13 protein-coding genes are annotated in these 17,275 nt (G+C 69.4%); 2 read left to right on the plus strand and 11 right to left on the minus strand.

Annotated elements, in window-relative coordinates:
- Positions 1 to 13: 13 nt before the first annotated feature.
- The 11 genes from ACOCEP_RS39925 to ACOCEP_RS39975 all read right to left on the minus strand — a co-directional run bounded on the left by ACOCEP_RS39925 (position 14) and on the right by ACOCEP_RS39975 (position 14,242).
- Complete coding sequence (locus ACOCEP_RS39925) at positions 14 to 2,302, minus strand: ATP-binding cassette domain-containing protein (RefSeq protein ID WP_482335110.1); 2,289 nt, start codon at positions 2,300 to 2,302, stop codon at positions 14 to 16.
- 65 nt (positions 2,303 to 2,367) lie between these two features.
- The gene (locus tag ACOCEP_RS39930) at positions 2,368 to 3,492 is read right to left on the minus strand and encodes an ATP-dependent DNA ligase (RefSeq protein ID WP_482335111.1); all 1,125 of its coding nucleotides are present in this window, start codon (positions 3,490 to 3,492) and stop codon (positions 2,368 to 2,370) included.
- Positions 3,493 to 3,799: 307 nt separating this feature from the next.
- Complete coding sequence (gene cmdF / locus ACOCEP_RS39935; protein WP_482335112.1) at positions 3,800 to 5,410, minus strand: tyrosine 2,3-aminomutase; 1,611 nt, start codon at positions 5,408 to 5,410, stop codon at positions 3,800 to 3,802.
- 341 nt (positions 5,411 to 5,751) lie between these two features.
- Positions 5,752 to 6,486: a class I SAM-dependent methyltransferase gene (locus ACOCEP_RS39940; protein WP_034324463.1), complete on the minus strand. Its 735-nt coding sequence runs from the start codon at positions 6,484 to 6,486 to the stop codon at positions 5,752 to 5,754.
- Positions 6,487 to 6,511: 25 nt separating this feature from the next.
- Complete coding sequence (locus ACOCEP_RS39945; protein ID WP_482335113.1) at positions 6,512 to 7,666, minus strand: DegT/DnrJ/EryC1/StrS aminotransferase family protein; 1,155 nt, start codon at positions 7,664 to 7,666, stop codon at positions 6,512 to 6,514.
- A complete protein-coding gene (gene rfbB, locus ACOCEP_RS39950; protein WP_482335114.1) occupies positions 7,666 to 8,661 on the minus strand; it encodes a dTDP-glucose 4,6-dehydratase in 996 nt (331 codons plus the stop codon). The genes ACOCEP_RS39945 and rfbB overlap by 1 nt, the downstream gene beginning before the upstream one ends.
- Before the next feature lie 16 nt (positions 8,662 to 8,677).
- The gene (locus tag ACOCEP_RS39955; RefSeq protein WP_482335115.1) at positions 8,678 to 10,051 is read right to left on the minus strand and encodes a nucleotide disphospho-sugar-binding domain-containing protein; all 1,374 of its coding nucleotides are present in this window, start codon (positions 10,049 to 10,051) and stop codon (positions 8,678 to 8,680) included.
- A gap of 100 nt (positions 10,052 to 10,151) precedes the next feature.
- Positions 10,152 to 10,916, minus strand: coding sequence for an FkbM family methyltransferase (locus tag ACOCEP_RS39960; RefSeq protein ID WP_482335116.1), 765 nt, complete (start codon positions 10,914 to 10,916; stop codon positions 10,152 to 10,154).
- 4 nt (positions 10,917 to 10,920) lie between these two features.
- Positions 10,921 to 11,169, minus strand: coding sequence for a phosphopantetheine-binding protein (locus ACOCEP_RS39965; RefSeq protein ID WP_126733806.1), 249 nt, complete (start codon positions 11,167 to 11,169; stop codon positions 10,921 to 10,923).
- Positions 11,159 to 12,547 carry an FAD-dependent oxidoreductase gene (locus ACOCEP_RS39970; RefSeq protein WP_482335117.1) on the minus strand — a complete coding sequence of 463 codons (1,389 nt, stop codon included), beginning with the start codon at positions 12,545 to 12,547 and terminating at the stop codon, positions 11,159 to 11,161. The genes ACOCEP_RS39965 and ACOCEP_RS39970 overlap by 11 nt, the downstream gene beginning before the upstream one ends.
- Before the next feature lie 102 nt (positions 12,548 to 12,649).
- Positions 12,650 to 14,242: an MFS transporter gene (locus ACOCEP_RS39975; protein ID WP_482335118.1), complete on the minus strand. Its 1,593-nt coding sequence runs from the start codon at positions 14,240 to 14,242 to the stop codon at positions 12,650 to 12,652.
- A gap of 149 nt (positions 14,243 to 14,391) precedes the next feature.
- On the opposite strand from ACOCEP_RS39975, the gene ACOCEP_RS39980 reads away from it, so the two are divergent.
- Both ACOCEP_RS39980 and ACOCEP_RS39985 read left to right on the plus strand, forming a co-directional pair.
- Positions 14,392 to 15,726: an extracellular solute-binding protein gene (locus ACOCEP_RS39980; RefSeq protein ID WP_482335119.1), complete on the plus strand. Its 1,335-nt coding sequence runs from the start codon at positions 14,392 to 14,394 to the stop codon at positions 15,724 to 15,726.
- An 11-nt stretch (positions 15,727 to 15,737) separates the two neighbouring features.
- Positions 15,738 to 17,273, plus strand: coding sequence for an amino acid adenylation domain-containing protein (locus ACOCEP_RS39985; protein WP_482335120.1), 1,536 nt, complete (start codon positions 15,738 to 15,740; stop codon positions 17,271 to 17,273).
- Positions 17,274 to 17,275: the final 2 nt, after the last annotated feature.

Consider the following 17,275-nt stretch of genomic DNA (forward strand, 5'->3'; position numbering starts at 1 on the left):
TGCCGCCTCCCGATCAGCCGCAGTGCCGCTTGAGGTGCTGTCCGGTCAGCGAGGTGCGGTGCTTCACCAGATCCGCGGGCTTGCCGGTGAAGACGATCTCGCCGCCGGCGGTGCCGCCCTCCGGGCCGAGGTCGATGATCCAGTCGGCCTGGCGGATCACGTCGAGGTTGTGCTCGATCACGATGACCGTGTTGTTCTTTTCGACCAGCGTACCGAGAATCCCCATCAACGTGTCCACATCGGACAGGTGCAGACCGGTGGTCGGCTCGTCGAGCACGAACACCGAACCCTCGCGGTGCAGCTCGTTCGCCAGCTTGAGCCGCTGGCGCTCACCACCGGAGAGCGTGCTGAGCGACTGGCCGAGGCTCAGATAGCCGAGGCCGACCTCGACCAGCGCCTTCAGCTTCGGCGCCAGCGCGGGCTCGGTGAAGAACTCGGCCGCTTCGGAGATCGGCATCTCCAGCACGTCGGCGATCGACTTGCCGCGCAGCTCGTGTTCGAGCACCGCGTCGGTGAACCGGCGGCCGCCGCAGCTCTCGCATTCGCTCGTCACCGGGTCCATGTACGCGAGCTCGGTGATGATGACCCCGCGGCCCTCGCACTCCTCGCAGGCGCCCTTGGAGTTGAAGCTGAACAGGCCTTCCGAAACCTTGCCCGCCTTGGCGAACAGCTTCCGGATCCCGTCCATCACGCCGATGAACGTCGCCGGCGTGGACCGCAGCGAGGCCGAGATCGGCTTCTGGTCCACGAAGATCGCGTCCGGGTACTCGGCGAGGAAGACCTGCTCGACGAGCGTCGACTTGCCGGAGCCGGCGACACCGGTGACCGCGGTGAGCACCCCGGCCGGGAACTCCACCGACACGTTCTTCAGGTTGTGCAGCGCGGCCTTCTTCACCGGCAGCTTGCCGGAAGGGGTGCGCGGCGTCGTGTTGAGCTTCGTGGGCGCGCTCAGCGCCTTGCCGGTGGCCGTCGACGACTTGCGCAGCGCGGCGACCGTGCCCTCGAACACGACCTCGCCACCGTGCACGCCCGCGCCGGGACCGAGGTCCACGACGTGGTCGGCGATCGCGATGACGTCCGGGTCGTGCTCGACGACGAGGACGGTGTTCCCGCGGTCGCTCAACGCCTTCAGCAGCGCGGTGAGCCTGCCGACGTCGTGCGGGTGCAGGCCGGTGCTCGGCTCGTCGAAGATGTAGAGCATGCCGGTCAGGTCGCTGCCGAGGTGCCGGACCAGCTTCAGGCGCTGCGCCTCACCACCGGAGAGGGTGGAGGTCTGCCGGTCGAGGGTCAGGTAGCCGAGCCCGATGGCGGCCATCCGTTCGAGGCCGACCCGCGCGTTGTCCGCGATGGCCTTCACCGTCGCGCCGGTGAGCTTCCCGAGCAGCTCGATCAGCTCGTCGACCTGCAGCGCGGCCCATTCGGCGATGTTCTTGCGCTGGATCTTGGTGGCCAGCGCGGCCGCGTTGAGCCGGGTGCCGCCGCACGAGGCGCATTCGCCGTCGGTGACGTACTGCTTGACGGTCTCCCGCTTGCGCTCGCTCAGCGTGCTGATGTCGCGCTTGAGGTAGAGCCGGGTGAACCGGTCTTCGAGACCCTCGTAGTTCGTGGCGAAGGAGGTGTTCTTGGTCTTGACCGTGACCTTCCCGCCGGTACCGTGCAGGAAGTCGTCCATCTCCTTCTTGGTGAACCGCTTGAGCGGCTTGTCCGGGTCGTACATCCCGGAGTTCGCCCAGATCTGGAAGTCCGGGCCACCGACCTTGTACTCGGGGAACAGCACCGCGCCGTCATTGAGGGACTTCGAGGTGTCGAGCATCCGGTCGAGGTCGAGCCGCACGGATTTGCCGAGCCCGTCGCAGTCCGGGCACATGCCCTGCGGGTTGTTGAAGGAGTACTGCGAAGGCCGCCCGTGTTCGGGGTCGGCGTGCCGGGCGAACAGGGTGCGCAGCACGGGCAGGATGTCGGTGATCGTGCCGACCGTCGAGCGCGCGCTGCCACCGAGGGGTTTCTGGTCGACGAGCACCGGCGTACCGAGGCGCTCCACCGCGTCCACCGCGGGCCGTTCGTAGCGCGGCAGCTGGTTGCGGATGAACCACGGGAACGTGCTGTACAGCTGGCGCTGGGCCTCCACACCGATGGTGTCGAACACCACGGACGACTTGCCGGAGCCGGAGACACCGGTGAAGACCGTGATCTTCCCGGTCGGCACGGACAGGGTGACGTCCTTCAGGTTGTGGACACGTGCGCCCGATACGCGGATCTCCTCGTCGACCGAGGACGAGTTCGTTCGTTTGGTGCCACTCACTATTATCCCCAATCCAGTTTATAGTCGCCACGCAACTATGCCGCGAACGGGGATTCGGGACTTCTCTATTCGTGCCGTATCGGACGATTCGCCCCGATCACCCGATCGAGATCGACTCGCACCGGCCTTTCCAACTGTGAGTAGCGGCAGGATTCCGGGTCGCGGTCCGGGCGCCAGCGGACAAACTGGACGGGGTGCCGGAACCGCACGCCTTCGAGATAGTCGTACCGGACCTCCACCACCCGTTCTGGCCGCAGCGGCACGAAAGTCGGATCCTTCTCCCGGTTCCACCGGCTCGCGCCCTGCCCGAGCCGTTTGCGTTCCTCGATGGTGTCGGCCATCCATCCCCAGGGGTGCCGGTCGAAATCCGTGACGAGCGGCTGGAGTTCTTCGAACAATTCCTCGCGCCTGGCCAGGCTGAACGCGGCCGACACCCCGACCGGGGCGAGGCCGTCGACCAGGGTCACCCACTGTTCGAAACCCGCCCATGCGCCGATGTCGTCGTACAACGCCAGCAACAGCGAACCGATCCGGTCCGGGCCCGATTTGTGCACCCGATAGCCGGCGACGACACAATCCGCGGTCCGCACGTGCTTGATCTTCGCCTGAACCCGTTTTCCGGGCAGATACGGCTGATTCGGATCCTTCGCGATGATGCCGTCGATCCCGGCGCCTTCGAATTCGGCGAACCACCGGCGCGCCTCGTCGATGTCGCGCGTCGCCGGGGTCACGTGGACCGGCGGGCCAGCGCCGTCGAGTGCCTCTTCCAGCCGCGCGCGACGGATTTCGAACGGTTCTTCCCGGAGATCGGTGTCGCCGAGGGCGAGGAGATCGAACGCGACGAACGACACCGGTGTGTCCTCACTGAGCTGTTTCACGCGGCTCGCCGCCGGGTGAACCCGTTGCTGCAGCGCGAAAAAGTCCAATCCTTGGCCGTCTTCGGCGAAGACGACCGCCTCGCCGTCGACCACGCAGCGCTCCGGGAGCTGACGGCGCGCGGCCTCGACGAGATCCGGGAAGTACCGCGTCATGGGCTTCTCGCCCCGGCTGCCGATCTCCACGTCGTCCCCGTCACGGAACACGATCGTGCGGTAGCCGTCCCATTTGGGCTCGTAGAAGCAGCCCTCGGGGATCGCGGTCAGCGGCCTCGCGAGCATCGGGGCGACCGGAGGTCCGAAGGGCAGTGCCATGGCGGCGATTCTGCCTCCGCGGCGTGCCTCCGGCCACTCCGGTCGTGCCCTGGGGTCACGTGGGTCGTGAGTGGCGTTCCGGGTTATTGAGGGGTAAGGCAAACGTGTCCGGCCGCGTGGCAAGCGCGAGGCGTCACCGGGGGTGAGGGGTGTGTGGAAACAGGGACGTTCAACGCCCCTGTTTCCACACACCCCTACACGACCGGACCGGTCACGAGGGACCGTGTGGATTTCGGTGCATCCACCGCACCAAAATCCACACGGCCAGTGCCCGAAACGCCACTCACGACCACCTGGACACGATCCCTCAGCGCAGTTCGACGCCCGCGGACTCGACCGCGTCGAGGAACTCGCCCCGCGCCAGCGCGGCGGCGACGGCCTCGATGTCGTCGGCCATGTAGCGGTCCTGGTCCAGCGTCGGCACCAGCTCGCGCACCTTCTCGTAGGTGGCCAGCGAAGCCGGGCTGAGCCCGTCGCGGCGCCCGGAGATGTCGACCGCCTGCGCGGCCGCCAGGAACTCCACGGCCAGGATGTACTGGTTGTTGGCCAGCACCCGGCGCGCGTTGCGGGTGGCGATCAGGCCCATGCTGACCACGTCCTGGTTGTCGCCGTTGGACGGCACGCTCTGCGTGCTGGCCGGGGCGATCGTGCGGTTCTCCGCCACCAGCGCCGTCGCCGGGTACTGCGCGCCCGCGAACCCGCTGTTGAGGCCCGGGTCACCGGCCACCAGGAACTCCGGCAGACCGTAGTTGAGGTGCCGGTTGAGCACCCGGTTGGTCCGCCGCTCGGAGAGCACGCCGAGCTGGGTCAGCGCGATCGTCGTGTAGTCCATGACGAACGCGACCGGCTGGCCGTGGAAGTTCGCGCCGTGGAAGATCTCCTGGCCCTCGAAGAACAACGGGTTGTCGTTCGAGGAGTTCAGCTCGACCCGCACGGTGTCCGCGGCGTGGTTCAGCGTGCTGCGCACCGCGCCGAGCACCTGCGGGATGGCCCGCAGCGAGTACGCCTTCTGGAGGTACACCTGGGTGCGGGCGACGCCGTCACCGGTCTCGTCCGCGCCGGCGGCGACCTGGTCGCGCAGCCGGGCGTGCTCGACGGTCAGCTTGCTGCCGCTGGTGAGCGCGCGCATGTTGGCCGCGGTGTCGATCTGGCCGGGGTGCGGACGGGCCAGGTCGTGCCCCTCGGCGAGGAACGGGCTCTTCGAACCCTGCAGCGCCTCGACGATCAGCGCCGTCACGATCTCGGCCTGGCGCAGCTGGGCGAAGGCGCGGTCGAGGACGAGCGAGCCGACGCCGGTCATCGCCGACGTGCCGTTGATCAGCGCGAGGCCTTCCTTGAACTTCAGGCTCAACGGCTCGATGCCGCGCTCGCGCAGCACCCGGCCGGTGGGGACCTTGCCGTTCGGGCCGAGCACGTAACCCTCGCCGATCAGGGTCGTCGCCACGTGGGACAGCGGCGCCAGGTCACCGCTCGCGCCCAGCGAGCCGATCTCCGGGATGGCGGGGACGATGCCCTCGTTCAGGTACAGGGCGAGCCGCTCCAGCACCTCGGGACGGACCGCGGAGTAGCCGCGGGCCAGCGCGTTCAGCCGCGCCGTGACGATGGCACGGGACTCGTCCTCCGCGAACAGCGGACCGACACCCGCGCTGTGGCTGCGGACCAGGTTGGTCTGCAGCTCGGTCTCCTTGGCCGTGGACACCAGCATGTAGATCATCTCGCCGTAGCCGGTGGTCACCCCGTAGATCGGGATGTCCTGGCGGGCGATGTCCTCGAAAACCCGGCGGCTCTTGGTCGCCTTGGCCAAGGCCTCGGAGGTGACCTCGACCGGGCTGCCGTCTTCGGCGATCTTGCGCACACCCGGGATGTCGAGCGTCTCCCCGTCGATCCGCACAGGCACCGCAGTCTCTGCTGTCGTCACTTGTGTTCACCTTTCGTCGCTCGGGTCCCGCTTGGTCGCCGCGGTGTCGCCGCCTGGTCTCTCCGGCGCCCTCACCACTACGGTCGCACCGGGACTCGTCGTGGGTCTTCTCTAGCGTTGCGTGAGTTTTTCCTTGCCAGGACACGGTTTCGCCCCGGTCGCGCGGTCGGCGCGGCCGGGGCGAAGCGGGCAGGGCGAGGGGCTTTCCCCACATCCGACGTGGGGAAAGCCCCCGCGCCCCGGGCTTTGGGGCTGGGGGGCTGTGGGGTGTTGCGAAAGTGGCTTTCGCAACCTTCAGTGTTGCGAAAGTGGCTTTCGCAACGCCCGTCACCCCTACCGGCCTACTTGCGCACGCCGACGAACAGCCCCGGCGCGTTGGCCCGGCCGTCGGACAGCTGCAGCGGGTCCGAGAGGAACTCGACCGTGCAGCCGGCCCGCTCGAACGCGAGCTCGTACTCCTCGCGCGTGAACAGGCTGGTCACCAGCTCGTCGGTCCAGGCGCGCATACCTTCGGGTTCCGAGACGGTGAACCGGATCTCCATCCGCGTCGTCAGTCCCTCGCGCACCGACCTGGTCAGCCGCGAGACCACCCGGCGGTCCTCGCGCACCACGTGCCCGCCGACGTAGCCGTCGATGAAGTTCTCCGGGAACCACCAGGGTTCGACCACGAGCACGCCGCCGTGGTCGAGGTGCTCCGCCATCCGCGCGACGGCCTTGTCCAGGTCGTGGCTCGACAGCATGCAGGCGACCGCGTTGCCGATGCAGATCAGCGAGTCGTACTTCTTCCCGAGGTCGAAGTCCCGCATGTCACCGGGGTGGATGTCGATGTCGGGCAACCGCAGCTGCGCGAACTCCCGCATCGCCGGCGCGATCTCCACGCCCTCGACCTCGTCGAACAGCCCGGCGAGCCGTTCGAGGTGGGCGCCGGTCCCGCAGGCCACGTCGAGCAGCGTCGCGGCGCCGGGCTTGCGGTCACGGATCAACGCGGCCAGTTCCTCGGCCTCGGCCCCGAAATCCTTGCCCCGGCTACGGAAAACCAGGTCGTACAGTTCGACGTGATCGTGCCCGTATGTCATGTTCGCTCCCTGTTCTCGGATCGGGTCAGCCGTGAGTCCGGTCCCGCACGGCCCGTGCGAGCGTGTCGACGACCCGCCCGATGTCGCTGTCGCTCAGCGCCTGGTGGATCGGCAGGCACAGCGTCGAGGCCGCGGCCTTCTCGGCCGAGGGCAGCTCGGCGGCCGAACCGTAGGCGTCGACCTTGTGCAGCAGCTGATAGCGGAACGTGGTGTAGATCCCCTCGTCGAACAGTCGCCGTGCCACCGCGTCCCGGATCTCCGGATCCATCTGCACCCAGTAGATGTAGTACGAGCTCTCGTGCCCGTCGGGCAGCGGCGGCGGGGTGCGCAGCCCCGGCACCTCGGCGAACGCGGAATCGTAGAACTCGGCGATCAGCCTGCGGCGCTTGACGAAGTCGCGGAGCTTGCCCAGCTGCGTGGTGCCCACGGCGGCCTGGACGTCGTTCATGATCGACCGGCGGGAGAACGAGGAGACCTCGAACTCCCACCACCGCGTCTGTGTCCGGTGCGCCTCGGAGAAACCGCTCGACTGCGCCATGCCCAGGTACGCGCGTTTCGCCGCCTCGGCCGTGACCGCGGGGTCCTTCGCGTACAGGATGCCGCCGTCCAGCGCGACGGCGATCTTGCCCCAGTCGAAGCTCCACGCCGAGATGTCGCCGAAGGTCCCGGCCGCCTTACCGTCCACAGAGGACGCTTGCGCGTTGGCGGCGTCCTCCATGAGCCAGAGCCCGCGATCCTGGCACAGCTTCGCGATCTCCACGATGTGCCCAGGCCGCCCGCCGTAGTGCAGCAGCAGGACGCCGCGGGTCTTCGGGGTCAGGCAGCGCTCGATGTCCTCGACCGTCGGGTTCAGCAGCTCGGGGTCGACGTCGCAGAACACCGGCCGGGCGCCGTGCGCGGCGACGGCGTTGGCCGCGCCGACGAAGTTCACCGTCGGCAGCACCACTTCGTCGCCCGGCCCGATGCCGAACAGCTCCATCGCGAGGAACGTCGCCTCGGTGCACGAGTTCGTCGAGGTGACGTGCGAACGGCCGACGCCGAGGTGCGCCGCCCAGGCCTCTTCGAACTCCGCGACCTTGGTACCGCGCCCGATCCACGAGGTCTTGAACACCTCGCCGACGGCGGCGAGTTCGTCGTCCCCCAGCGACGGCTGGAAGACGTTGATCATCTTCGGGTCCATCACGCCGCCCTGGTGACGGTGGCGTCGGCCTTCAGCGGCTCCCACCAGCTGCGGTTGTCTCGGTACCACTCGATCGTCGTCGCGAGGCCGTCCTCGAACCGGACCTCCGGCTCGTAGCCGAGTTCGTCGCGGATCTTCGTGATGTCCAAGGAATAGCGGCGGTCGTGCCCGAGCCGGTCCGGAACGTGCCGCACCCGGTCCCAGCCCGCGCCGCAGGCCGCGAGCAGCCGCTCGACCAGGCCGTTGTTGTCGAGTTCGGTACCGCCGCCGATGTGGTAGACCTCGCCGGCGCGGCCGCGGTTCAGCACCATCGCGAGCGCGCGGCAGTGGTCCGAGACGTGCAGCCAGTCACGGACGTTGCGGCCGTCGCCGTAGAGCGGGATGGACTTCCCGTCGAGGAGATTGGTGATGAACAACGGGATCACCTTCTCCGGGTACTGGTAGTGCCCGTAGTTGTTCGTGCACCGGGTGACGATGACGTCCAGCCCGCGCGTGCGGTGGAACGCCAGCGCCAGCAGGTCCGAACCGGCTTTCGCGGCGGCGTAAGGGACATTCGGGTCCAGCGGCGACTGCTCGGTCCACGAACCCGAGTCGATCGAGCCGTAGACCTCGTCGGTCGAGACGTGCACGAACCGGCCGACACCGTGCCGCTGCGCGGCCTCCAGCAGCAGCTGGGTCCCGGCGACGTTGGTCTGCACGAACTGCGCCGCGCTCACGATCGACCGGTCGACGTGGGTCTCGGCGGCGAAGTGCACGATGGCGTCGTGCCCGGCGACGATCTCGTCCACCGCGCGCGGATCGGCGGTGTCACCGCGGACGAACCGGTACCCCGCCGCTTCGGCGACCGGAGCGAGATTGGCCAGATTCCCCGAATAGGTCAGTTTGTCGAAGACGGTGATCTCGGCCTCGGAAAGCCCCGGAAGTTCCCCGCGCAACGCCGCGCGGACGAACTCCGAGCCGATGAATCCGGCCCCTCCGGTCACCAGGATCCTCATGTCGCTTCCTCTCGTCTCAGGCGCGGTTCTCGGCGGTCAGCCGTTCCAGGACGCCGACGATCTCCGTCGGCCCGGGCGTGGCCAGCCAGCCCCGCCGCAGAGCCGCCGCGCCTTCGGCGTGGGACGGCTCCTCGAGTACGCGGCGGAGGCGATCCCGGATCTCCTCCGCGCTCTGCTTCTGGTGATCGATGCGAAAGCCGGCGCCGTGGCGGGTGACCACCTCGGCGGTTTCGGTGGCGGTGAGCTGCTTCTGGCAGTCGAACCGCCACTCGATCCCGTCCTCGGTCGGCTTCCCGTAGCACCGCACGGGCTCGTCGGTGTCGCAGATCAGTTGCGGCACCCCGAACGCCGTCGCCGAGGCGAAGGTGCCGGTCGAGCCGTGGTGGATCAGCGCGTCACAGGTCGGCAGCAGCTGGTTGAGCGGGATGTAGTCCACGGTGCGGACGTTCGACGGCACGCCGGCCGGGCGGTCGGCGAGCTGGTTCTTGTCGAGGGTGGCGATCACGTCGACGTCGAGATCGGCGACGGCGTCGAGCAGCTTCGCCGTCCGGCCCCAGTCACCCTTCATGAACTTGCGGACCGAAACCCCCAGCGACAGGCCGACCCTCGGCCGGTCGGAGGGGGTGTGCAGCCAGTCCGGCGCCGGCGCCGCGCCGTTGAACGGGACGTTGCGCACCGACACCGACGGGACCCGGCTCGGCAGCCGGAGACCGTCGGGGAAGGGATCGACCGTCCACTGGCCGAGCAGCAGCTCCTCGTCCAGGGCGAGGCCGAAGTGCTCGGCGAGGGGGCGGACGGTCGCGGTCAGCGGGTCCTCCGGCACGTCGACGCCTTCGGCCCGCCGCCGCGCGATCCGGTCCAGCACGAAACCGGAGTAGTCGGGGGCGTTCAGCACCCGGGCGTGCGCCGCGCCGGAAACCCGCGCCGCCACGGCACCGCCAGGGAGCCACGGATCCCACAGCACCAGGTCCGGCCGCCATTCGACGGCGAAGTCGACCAGCGCCAGCACGTCCTGCCGGGGCTTCGGCGGGTGGTAGTCACGAGCCGCGAGCACCTGGAAGCAGTGGAACATCTCCCAGACGTGGAGACCGGCGGCGTCGAGGTCGAGCACCTCGGAGAACCGCTCGGTCTCCGCTTCGGTCGGCAGCAGATCCAGCCAGCCCGGATGGCCGCGGTCGTGCACCGCGAGCGGCTCCGGCTCCCCGCACACCGCCGGGATCAACCCGGTGGCCGTGACCACCCGGTCGAAATCGACCGACGTGATCCCGGTGTCCTGCCCCGACGGCGCGGCGATGCGCACCTCGTGGCCCGCCGCCTGGAGCGCCCAGGCGTAGGAGACCAGCGGCAGGAAATGCGCCGGTGCGGGGAAAACGCAGAACAGCACCCGCATCGTGTTCCCTTTCCGTGTCAGAACTGTTGTCGCACAAGCATTCCTGCTCTATCCTCGGATACGAGCGACCGCCGGGACGTCTCCACGTTTGCGGCGGGGTTCACCCCGGTTTCGTCGCGTAGATCATGAAGATGTCGGAGGCCGAAAGCTCGGTCTCCTGCTCCGTCTCGCAGGTGAAACCGCGTTCCTTCAACAGGGTGAGGACCTGGTGCAGCCGGTCGTCGAAATCGTGGATCTCCAGGACGACGTTGCGGATCCGGCCCCAATCCGGCTCCGTGATCCCCGCCAGTACCTCGATCTCGCTCTTCTCCACGTCGATCTTCAGCAGATCGACGTGGTCGACCGAATGCTCGCGCATCAGCGCGGACACCGTGGTCGTCCGGCAGTCGATGTAGGACAGCTCGTGCCGGGACTCGGCGATCGCCCCGGCCTGAGCCGGGGAAAGCCCACGCTCCACCAGGAGACGGCGCGCGAGCTCCGTCTCACTGTCCTGGTCGGCGTAGAACCCCGACTCGGCCGTGGCGTTCGGGTAGTAGCCGAGCCGCCGCGTGCCCTCCCGGTCGGCCAGCGCGACGTTGTGCGTCACCCCGCCGGGCACGTGCCTGCGGAAGTTCTCCGTCAGCGCGGCGAACGGCTCGGGGGCCGGTTCCGCCGCGACGATGAACGCGCCGGGGAAGGTCTGCGCGAAGAACATCGAGGCCATGCCGATGTTGGCCCCGATGTCGAAGATCACTTCCGGCGTGGGATTCGGGAACCCGTCACGGAGATAGGACCGCTCGACGAAGATCTCCCGGTAGAGGAACGCGGCCTCGCCCGGATCGACCTGCGCGACTTCCAACCCGTTGGGCAGCCTTCGCAGCGGCATGCCGTCACGCCGCTTTACGGCTGCGGGAAAGCACGTCCTGGGTGAACGTGGCGAGATCCGGGTCCTCGAAGAGGTCACCGATGTCGAGGGAGACCCCGAACTCGGCCTCGATCCGCTCGACGACGAAGACCGCGGTGACCGACTGCCCGCCCAATTCGAAGAACGTGTCCTCCTGGCGGATGTCCTGGACGTCCAGCACGTCCTTCCAGATCGCCTCGATCCGACCGGCGGCGCTGACGTTCTCACTGGTCATTTCTGCTCCCACTTTCGACGTGAACCTGCTCGGAGACGGGCGGCCGCCCGCTGTCGGCGGCCGGCTTGGCATTGCGGAGGACGCGGAGGATCATCGACGGGCGCATCAGCGCCTGCGGGGGATCCACCAGGCCGGCGACCCGGAAGAAGGCCTCGGTGACCCGGGGGTCGCGCGTCGCGGCGGCGTGCAGCTTGCCCATGTACGCGTTGCCCATGCGGACCTTCAGCGTGCGCGGCCCTTCCACCCCGGGGAAGTTCAGGTCGCCGCCCGCGGAGATGTCCCACGGGGAGTCGATCAGCGGCGCGATCGCGCGGAAGAACTGGATCGCGTCGGGCTCGTTGCCCTGCGCGAGCTGCTCCCGCAGCACGGTCGCTTCCAGCGCGGCGACCGTCATCCCCTGCCCGTAGACGGGGTTGAAGCTGCACACGCCGTCGCCGATCACCAGGAACCCGCGCGGGAAGTCGACCAGCCGCTCGTAGCGGCGCCGCACGCTGGCCGGGTACTTGAAGGTGACCGGGTCGTCCAGCGGTTCCGCGTGTTTGACGGCCTCGTAGATCTCGGGCGCGGCAAGGGTTTTCGCGAAGGCGAGGAACCCTTCGGAATCGGTGGGCGGGTGGTCGCCGCGCATCCCGGTCAGCGACAGCATCGAGCTGCCGTCGTGGAGCTTCGGGAAGAACCCGCCACGCGGGTTGTCGAGCGAGGCCACCGGGTTGATCGAAAGGTCCGCGCCGTACGGGTCGGAGTTCAGCAGGAACCGCCGGGTCGTGTACGCGAGGTTGATGACGATGCGGTCCTCCGCGGGCGGGGCGAAACCCAGCTCCCGCAACCAGACCGGTGACCGCGAGCCGCGGCCGGTGGCGTCCACCACGAGATCGGCGGCGAGCTCCTCGACCTCGCCGTCCTCGCCGGCGATCGTCACCCCGATGATCCGCCCCTGGCCGCCGGTGCGCAGGCCACGCACGGCGAACGGGGTCTTGAAGCTGACCTGGGGCAGCGCCGCGACCCGGTTGCGCACGTGGAATTCGAGCACCGGCCGGGTCGACGAGACGCTCATCAGCCCGGACCGCGCCGGTGCCAGCCGCTGCCCGTTGAAGTACCAGCGCAGATCACCCGCGAGGTCACCGGCCGGCACGTTGGACGCGGCCAGTTCACCGTCCAGGCCGGGAAAGAGCTCCTGCAGGATCTGCTGTCCCTTGGCGAGCAACGCGTGCGCGTGCCGCCCCTGGGGCACACCGCGGCGTGCCCCCTCGACTCCCTCGACGTCGTCCCGGTCGACGATGACGACACTCCGGTAGGACTCCGACAGCACCCGCGCCGTCAGCAGTCCAGCCATACCAGCGCCGAGCACGACGGCCCGGTCTCCGATCAGTTGCCCCATCCGGATTCGCCTCCACCATTGGCCGTTCGACCGGCCGATCCTTGGCGCGGGCAGAGTTCACCCGCGCCACCGTGCCCCTTGGGTCGTGCTGCCGCCGACGGCTCAGCCGCGAGTCGGCACCGAGTCGGGCGCCTGACCCGCCTCCACCTCGTCCTCCGCTTCGCTCCCCGGCTCTTCGTGATCGACGGGCCGGACGTTCCGGAGCAGGAAGGCGGCGAGCGCCCCCAGCGCGAGGAAGAGGAAAACGCTCAGCCCGGCGATGGTCGTCAGGCCGCTGGTAAAGGCCTCCCGTGCGGAATCGAGCAGCGAAGCGCCGACGGCGGGCTCCAGCTCGCCCGCGACCGTGACGGCACCGCTGATGCTTTCTTCCGCGGCCCCCGCGGCCGATGCCGGAACGCCGTCCGGGATGAGCAGGGTGCTGCCGTACACGGCCGCGCCGATGCTGCCGAACACGGCGATCCCGCCCGCGACACCCAATTCGCCACCGGTCGCCGAGAGCGACGCCGCGGAACCCGCCTGCTCCGGCGGAGTCGAATCCATCACGAGGTGGTTCAAGAGCGCCGATGCCGGTCCGACACCGAGGTAGCCGACGCTCACGCCGATCACGAGCAGTGCCAGCCCGTCGGCACTGTCCACCTGGGTCAGCAGGAACTGCCCCAGCGCCGAAACCGCGAGCCCGGCGGCGAGCACGTAACCCGGCCGGAAGCGCTGGGCGAGCTTCGGCGAGACGTTGATGCCGATCACGAGCGCCGCGTTCGGGACGAGGAGCCACAACCCGGCCTGCAGCGGGCCGAATCCCTCGACCGTCTGCAGGTACAGCGCGATGTACAGCCCGGTGCCGCTCTGGACGGCGCCCACGATCAGCCCGATCAGCACCGCCGCGCTCAGCTGGCGGTTGCGGAAGAGTTTGAGGTCCAGCAAGGGATCCGCGAGCCGGCGCTGACGGAGCACGAACAGGGTCCCGGCGGTAGCGCCGATCACGATGGCGACGATCGGCAGCACCACCCCCGCGCCCGACCTGGTCAGTTCCTTCAGGCCGTACACCAGCGGCAGGATCGCCAGCAGCGACAGCGCCACGCTGCCGAGGTCGATCCGTCCCGCCTCCGGCGCGCGGCTCTCCGGCAGCAGCAGCGGCGCGGCGATCAGCAGGATCGCCAGCAGCGGCACGGCCATCAGGAACACCGAGCCCCACCAGAAGGCCGAAAGCAGGATGCCGCCGACCACCGGGCCGAGCGCGACACCCGCCATGAAGGCCGTCCCCCAGATGGCCATCGCGACGCCCATCTGCCGAGGTACCTGGAACATCGTGCTGATCAACGCCAGCGTCGACGGCAGCAGGGTCGCGCCGGCGAAACCGAGGATCGCCCTGGACACGATCAGCATCTCGGGGCTGCCGGAGAACGCGGCCAGCACCGACGCGGCACCGAACCCGGTGGCGCCGATCAACAGGAGCTTGCGCCTGCCGATCCGGTCACCGAGCGTGCCCATGGTGACCAGGAAGCCCGCGATCAGGAACCCGTAGATGTCGGTGATCCACAGCTGCTCGGTGGCACTGGCGCCGAGATCGGCGGACAGATGCGGGAGCGCGAGGAAGAGGACGCTGATGTCCAGCGAAACGAGCATGGTCGGCAAGGCCAGGACGGCGAGGCCTATCCACTCGCGGCGCCCGGCGGCTCGGGGGGCAGCTGTATCCATAGTCACTCCCCCACTATGAGCGCGCCGCTCGGCCGCACGCACCTTCAGACTTGCGCCTCCGTCCGGCCTTGTCCGCAAAGGAAAAGTAGCCCTGAACAGGTGAGAACGTATGTGCTGGAGCGGCAGCGTAATCGCACTTGGAGGGATACATGCGCCCGATCCGCAGAACGCCGGACGGCCGCGTCGTCGTGCGCGTCTGGTTCGCGGACTACCCGTTCCAGACCTACGACGGCAGGCAGTTCCTCGATCCCGTCCGGGAGCGCGCCGAGGAGTTCGGCCAGGCGCATCCGGAGTACCTGATCGAGGTGACCGGGCATCCCTTCCCCGCGATGGCGGAGGAGGTCGCCCGCGCCGCCGAACCGCCCGACGTGGCGGGCTATTACGCCAGCGCGAGCAGGCTCGCCCTCGACACGCTCGACCGGGACGGCCTGCCGATGTTCACCTCGGTGGAACGCGCGATCGCCGGACGCGAGGAGATCCTCGGCGAACCGGTCGTCCTCGACGACCTCGAACCGGCGTTGCGCGAGGCCTACACCGGGAGCGGCGGAGAACTCCTGTCCCAGCCGTTCAGCGTGACCACGTTCCTGTTGTACGCCAACATGGAGCTGCTGAGCGCCGCGGGAATCACCGAAATTCCGCGCACCTGGGCCGAAATCGCCGCCGCCTGCCAGAAGATCGGCCCCGGTTCGATCACCTGGCCGATCCACGGCTGGCTGATGCAGCAGGCCGTGTCCTCCCAGGGCGGGGTGTTCACCGACAACGGGAACGGCCGCGACGGCCGCGCGAGCCGGGTCGGCCTGGACTCGCCGGAGCTGCTGGCGTGGGTGGACTGGTGCCGCCGCCTGCACAAGGACGGGCTCTACCACTACACCGGGACCCAGGGCGACTGGATGGGGAACTTCCAGGCGTTCGCGAGCGGCCGGACGGCGTTCGTCGTCGATTCGTCGAAGGCGGCGATGGATCTCGTGCGGACGGGCCGCGGCCAGGGCTTCGAGGTCGGCGTCGGCCCGATGCCGCGCAACGAGAACGCGCCCTACGCGGGGAATCCGGTCTCGGGCGATTCCCTGTGGCTCGCCAGGAACATCGACCCGGTCACCCGTGACGGCGCGCTGGCTTTCCTGCAGTATCTCGCCAGCCCGGTCAACGCCGCCTCCTGGCATCGCGCGCATGGGTTCGTCCCGGTCACCGGGACCGCGGACCTCCTGCTGGAGGACGAAGGCTGGTTCGCCGAGCACCCGTACCAGCGCGCGGGCACCGAGCAGCTCCGCGCCGGCGACGGTTCGGCCGCCGCGCGAGGACCGCTCATCGGCCCGTCGGCGGGCGTGAACGCGGCGATGACGCAGGCGCTGGAGGACGTGCTCGTCCGGGACGCCGTTCCCGCCGAACGGTTCCGGCAGGCCACCGAAGAGGCACAGCGGCTGCTCGACGACTACAACGCCGACTGCGACGTGCCGCGTACCCCTAGTTCCCTTTCGATCGGCTGAGAGCGGGCGAAATGGTGTCCGAACTGGTCCACGAGCTCGTCCGCGCCCACGCCGACCGGACGCCGGACGCCCCGGCGATCCGGTGGGAGGGCGAAGATCTGTCCTATCGGGAACTGGTGGACCGGGCCGTCGCGGTGACCGCGGCCCTCGGCGGCACCGACGAAGCGGTCGCGGTCCGGCTGCCACAGGGCGAGACCCGGATCGCGGCCCTGCTCGGCGTGCTGGGCGCGGGCGCGCACCTGTCCTGGCTCGGCACCGGCGACCTCGGCGAGCGGGGCCGGGTGATCCTCGGCGATCTCCGCCCGGCGTACCTGCTGATCGACGGCGACGGCGCGGACGACACGCTGGCGTCGTGGTACCGGGACGAATGCGGTGGCAAGCTCGTCGACGCCGGCGTGCTCGGCACCGAGGGGCTCGCCGTACCGTCCACAGTGGAACCATCCGGCCGGGCCTACGTCGCGCACACCTCCGGGTCGACCGGCGTGCCCAAGGGTGTCCCGCAGACGCACGCCGCGTTCGCGCAGTTCACCACCTGGTTCGCCGCGGAGTTCGGCATCGGCCCGGGATCCCGGGTCGCGCAGTGGGTCACCCCGGAACACGACCCGGCACTGATCGAGCTCTTCGCCACGCTGGTCGCGGGCGGGACCGTCCATCCGGTACCGGAGGGTGTCCGGGCGCATCCGGTGAAACTGGCGAAATGGCTGGGGGACAACGGGATCACCCATCTCCAGACGATCCCCAGCTTCGCCGCCGAGATCGTGCGCGCGATCGAGAAGCACGACCTCGCCGCCGGGCTGACATCGCTGGAGCAGTTCGTGCTCATGGGCGAGGCCGTCTCCGGCGACCTCGTGCGCGGGCTCCGCGCGGCGCTGCCCGCCGCCCGCCTGGTCAACCTCTACGGGCCGACCGAGACGATCGCGGCGACCTGGCATCCGATCACCGGGCCGGACACCGAGGCCGTCCCGATCGGGCGGGCCATCCCCGGGCGGCGGATCCTCGTCGTCGACGAGGACGACGGGCCCTGCCCGGACGGCGTCACCGGCGAGATCGTCGTGCTGAGCCCGTACGTCTCCCCCGGCTACACCGGCGCCGCCGCCGACCGGGACGCCGCTTTCCGGCCGCTGCGCACGGAATCCGCGCACGAGGCCGGCGTCCGCACCTACCGGACGGGCGACCTCGCCCGCCGTCGCGCCGACGGCGCGCTGGAGTTCCGCGGCCGCAGTGACAACCAGGTCAAGGTGGCCGGCCACCGCATCGAGCTCACCGACATCGAACTGACCCTTTCGGCGCAGGAGACGATCGTCGAATGCGCCGTCGTCGCCAAGACCGACCACCACGGCCTGGCGGCCCAGCTGGTCGCCTATGTGGTGCCCGCGCCCGGCGCGGCACCGGATGGACGGCCACCGCGGGCTTGGCGGACGGCACTGCGTGAACGGCTCGGGCGGGACATGCCGCCGATCCTGTTCACGGTCCTGCGGGAACGGCTCCCGCGCAACGCCATCGGCAAAGTCGACCGGCGGCGACTCCCGGCACCAGAAAGGCGATGAAC

It is taken from the genome of Amycolatopsis sp. CA-211722 (assembly GCF_056828465.1).

What these genes read in the sequence shown, in the direction of transcription:
- ACOCEP_RS39945 (WP_482335113.1), bottom strand. Translation starts at nt 7,666, where the DNA reads ATGGACCCGAAGATGATCAACGTCTTCCAGCCGTCGCTGGGGGACGAC.
- ACOCEP_RS39980 (WP_482335119.1), top strand. Translation starts at nt 14,392, where the DNA reads ATGCGCCCGATCCGCAGAACGCCGGACGGCCGCGTCGTCGTGCGCGTC.
- ACOCEP_RS39960 (WP_482335116.1), bottom strand. Translation starts at nt 10,916, where the DNA reads ATGCCGCTGCGAAGGCTGCCCAACGGGTTGGAAGTCGCGCAGGTCGAT.
- ACOCEP_RS39930 (WP_482335111.1), bottom strand. Translation starts at nt 3,492, where the DNA reads ATGGCACTGCCCTTCGGACCTCCGGTCGCCCCGATGCTCGCGAGGCCG.
- rfbB (WP_482335114.1), bottom strand. Translation starts at nt 8,661, where the DNA reads ATGAGGATCCTGGTGACCGGAGGGGCCGGATTCATCGGCTCGGAGTTC.
- ACOCEP_RS39955 (WP_482335115.1), bottom strand. Translation starts at nt 10,051, where the DNA reads ATGCGGGTGCTGTTCTGCGTTTTCCCCGCACCGGCGCATTTCCTGCCG.
- ACOCEP_RS39985 (WP_482335120.1), top strand. Translation starts at nt 15,738, where the DNA reads ATGGTGTCCGAACTGGTCCACGAGCTCGTCCGCGCCCACGCCGACCGG.
- ACOCEP_RS39975 (WP_482335118.1), bottom strand. Translation starts at nt 14,242, where the DNA reads ATGGATACAGCTGCCCCCCGAGCCGCCGGGCGCCGCGAGTGGATAGGC.
- ACOCEP_RS39965 (WP_126733806.1), bottom strand. Translation starts at nt 11,169, where the DNA reads ATGACCAGTGAGAACGTCAGCGCCGCCGGTCGGATCGAGGCGATCTGG.
- ACOCEP_RS39940 (WP_034324463.1), bottom strand. Translation starts at nt 6,486, where the DNA reads ATGACATACGGGCACGATCACGTCGAACTGTACGACCTGGTTTTCCGT.
- ACOCEP_RS39970 (WP_482335117.1), bottom strand. Translation starts at nt 12,547, where the DNA reads ATGGGGCAACTGATCGGAGACCGGGCCGTCGTGCTCGGCGCTGGTATG.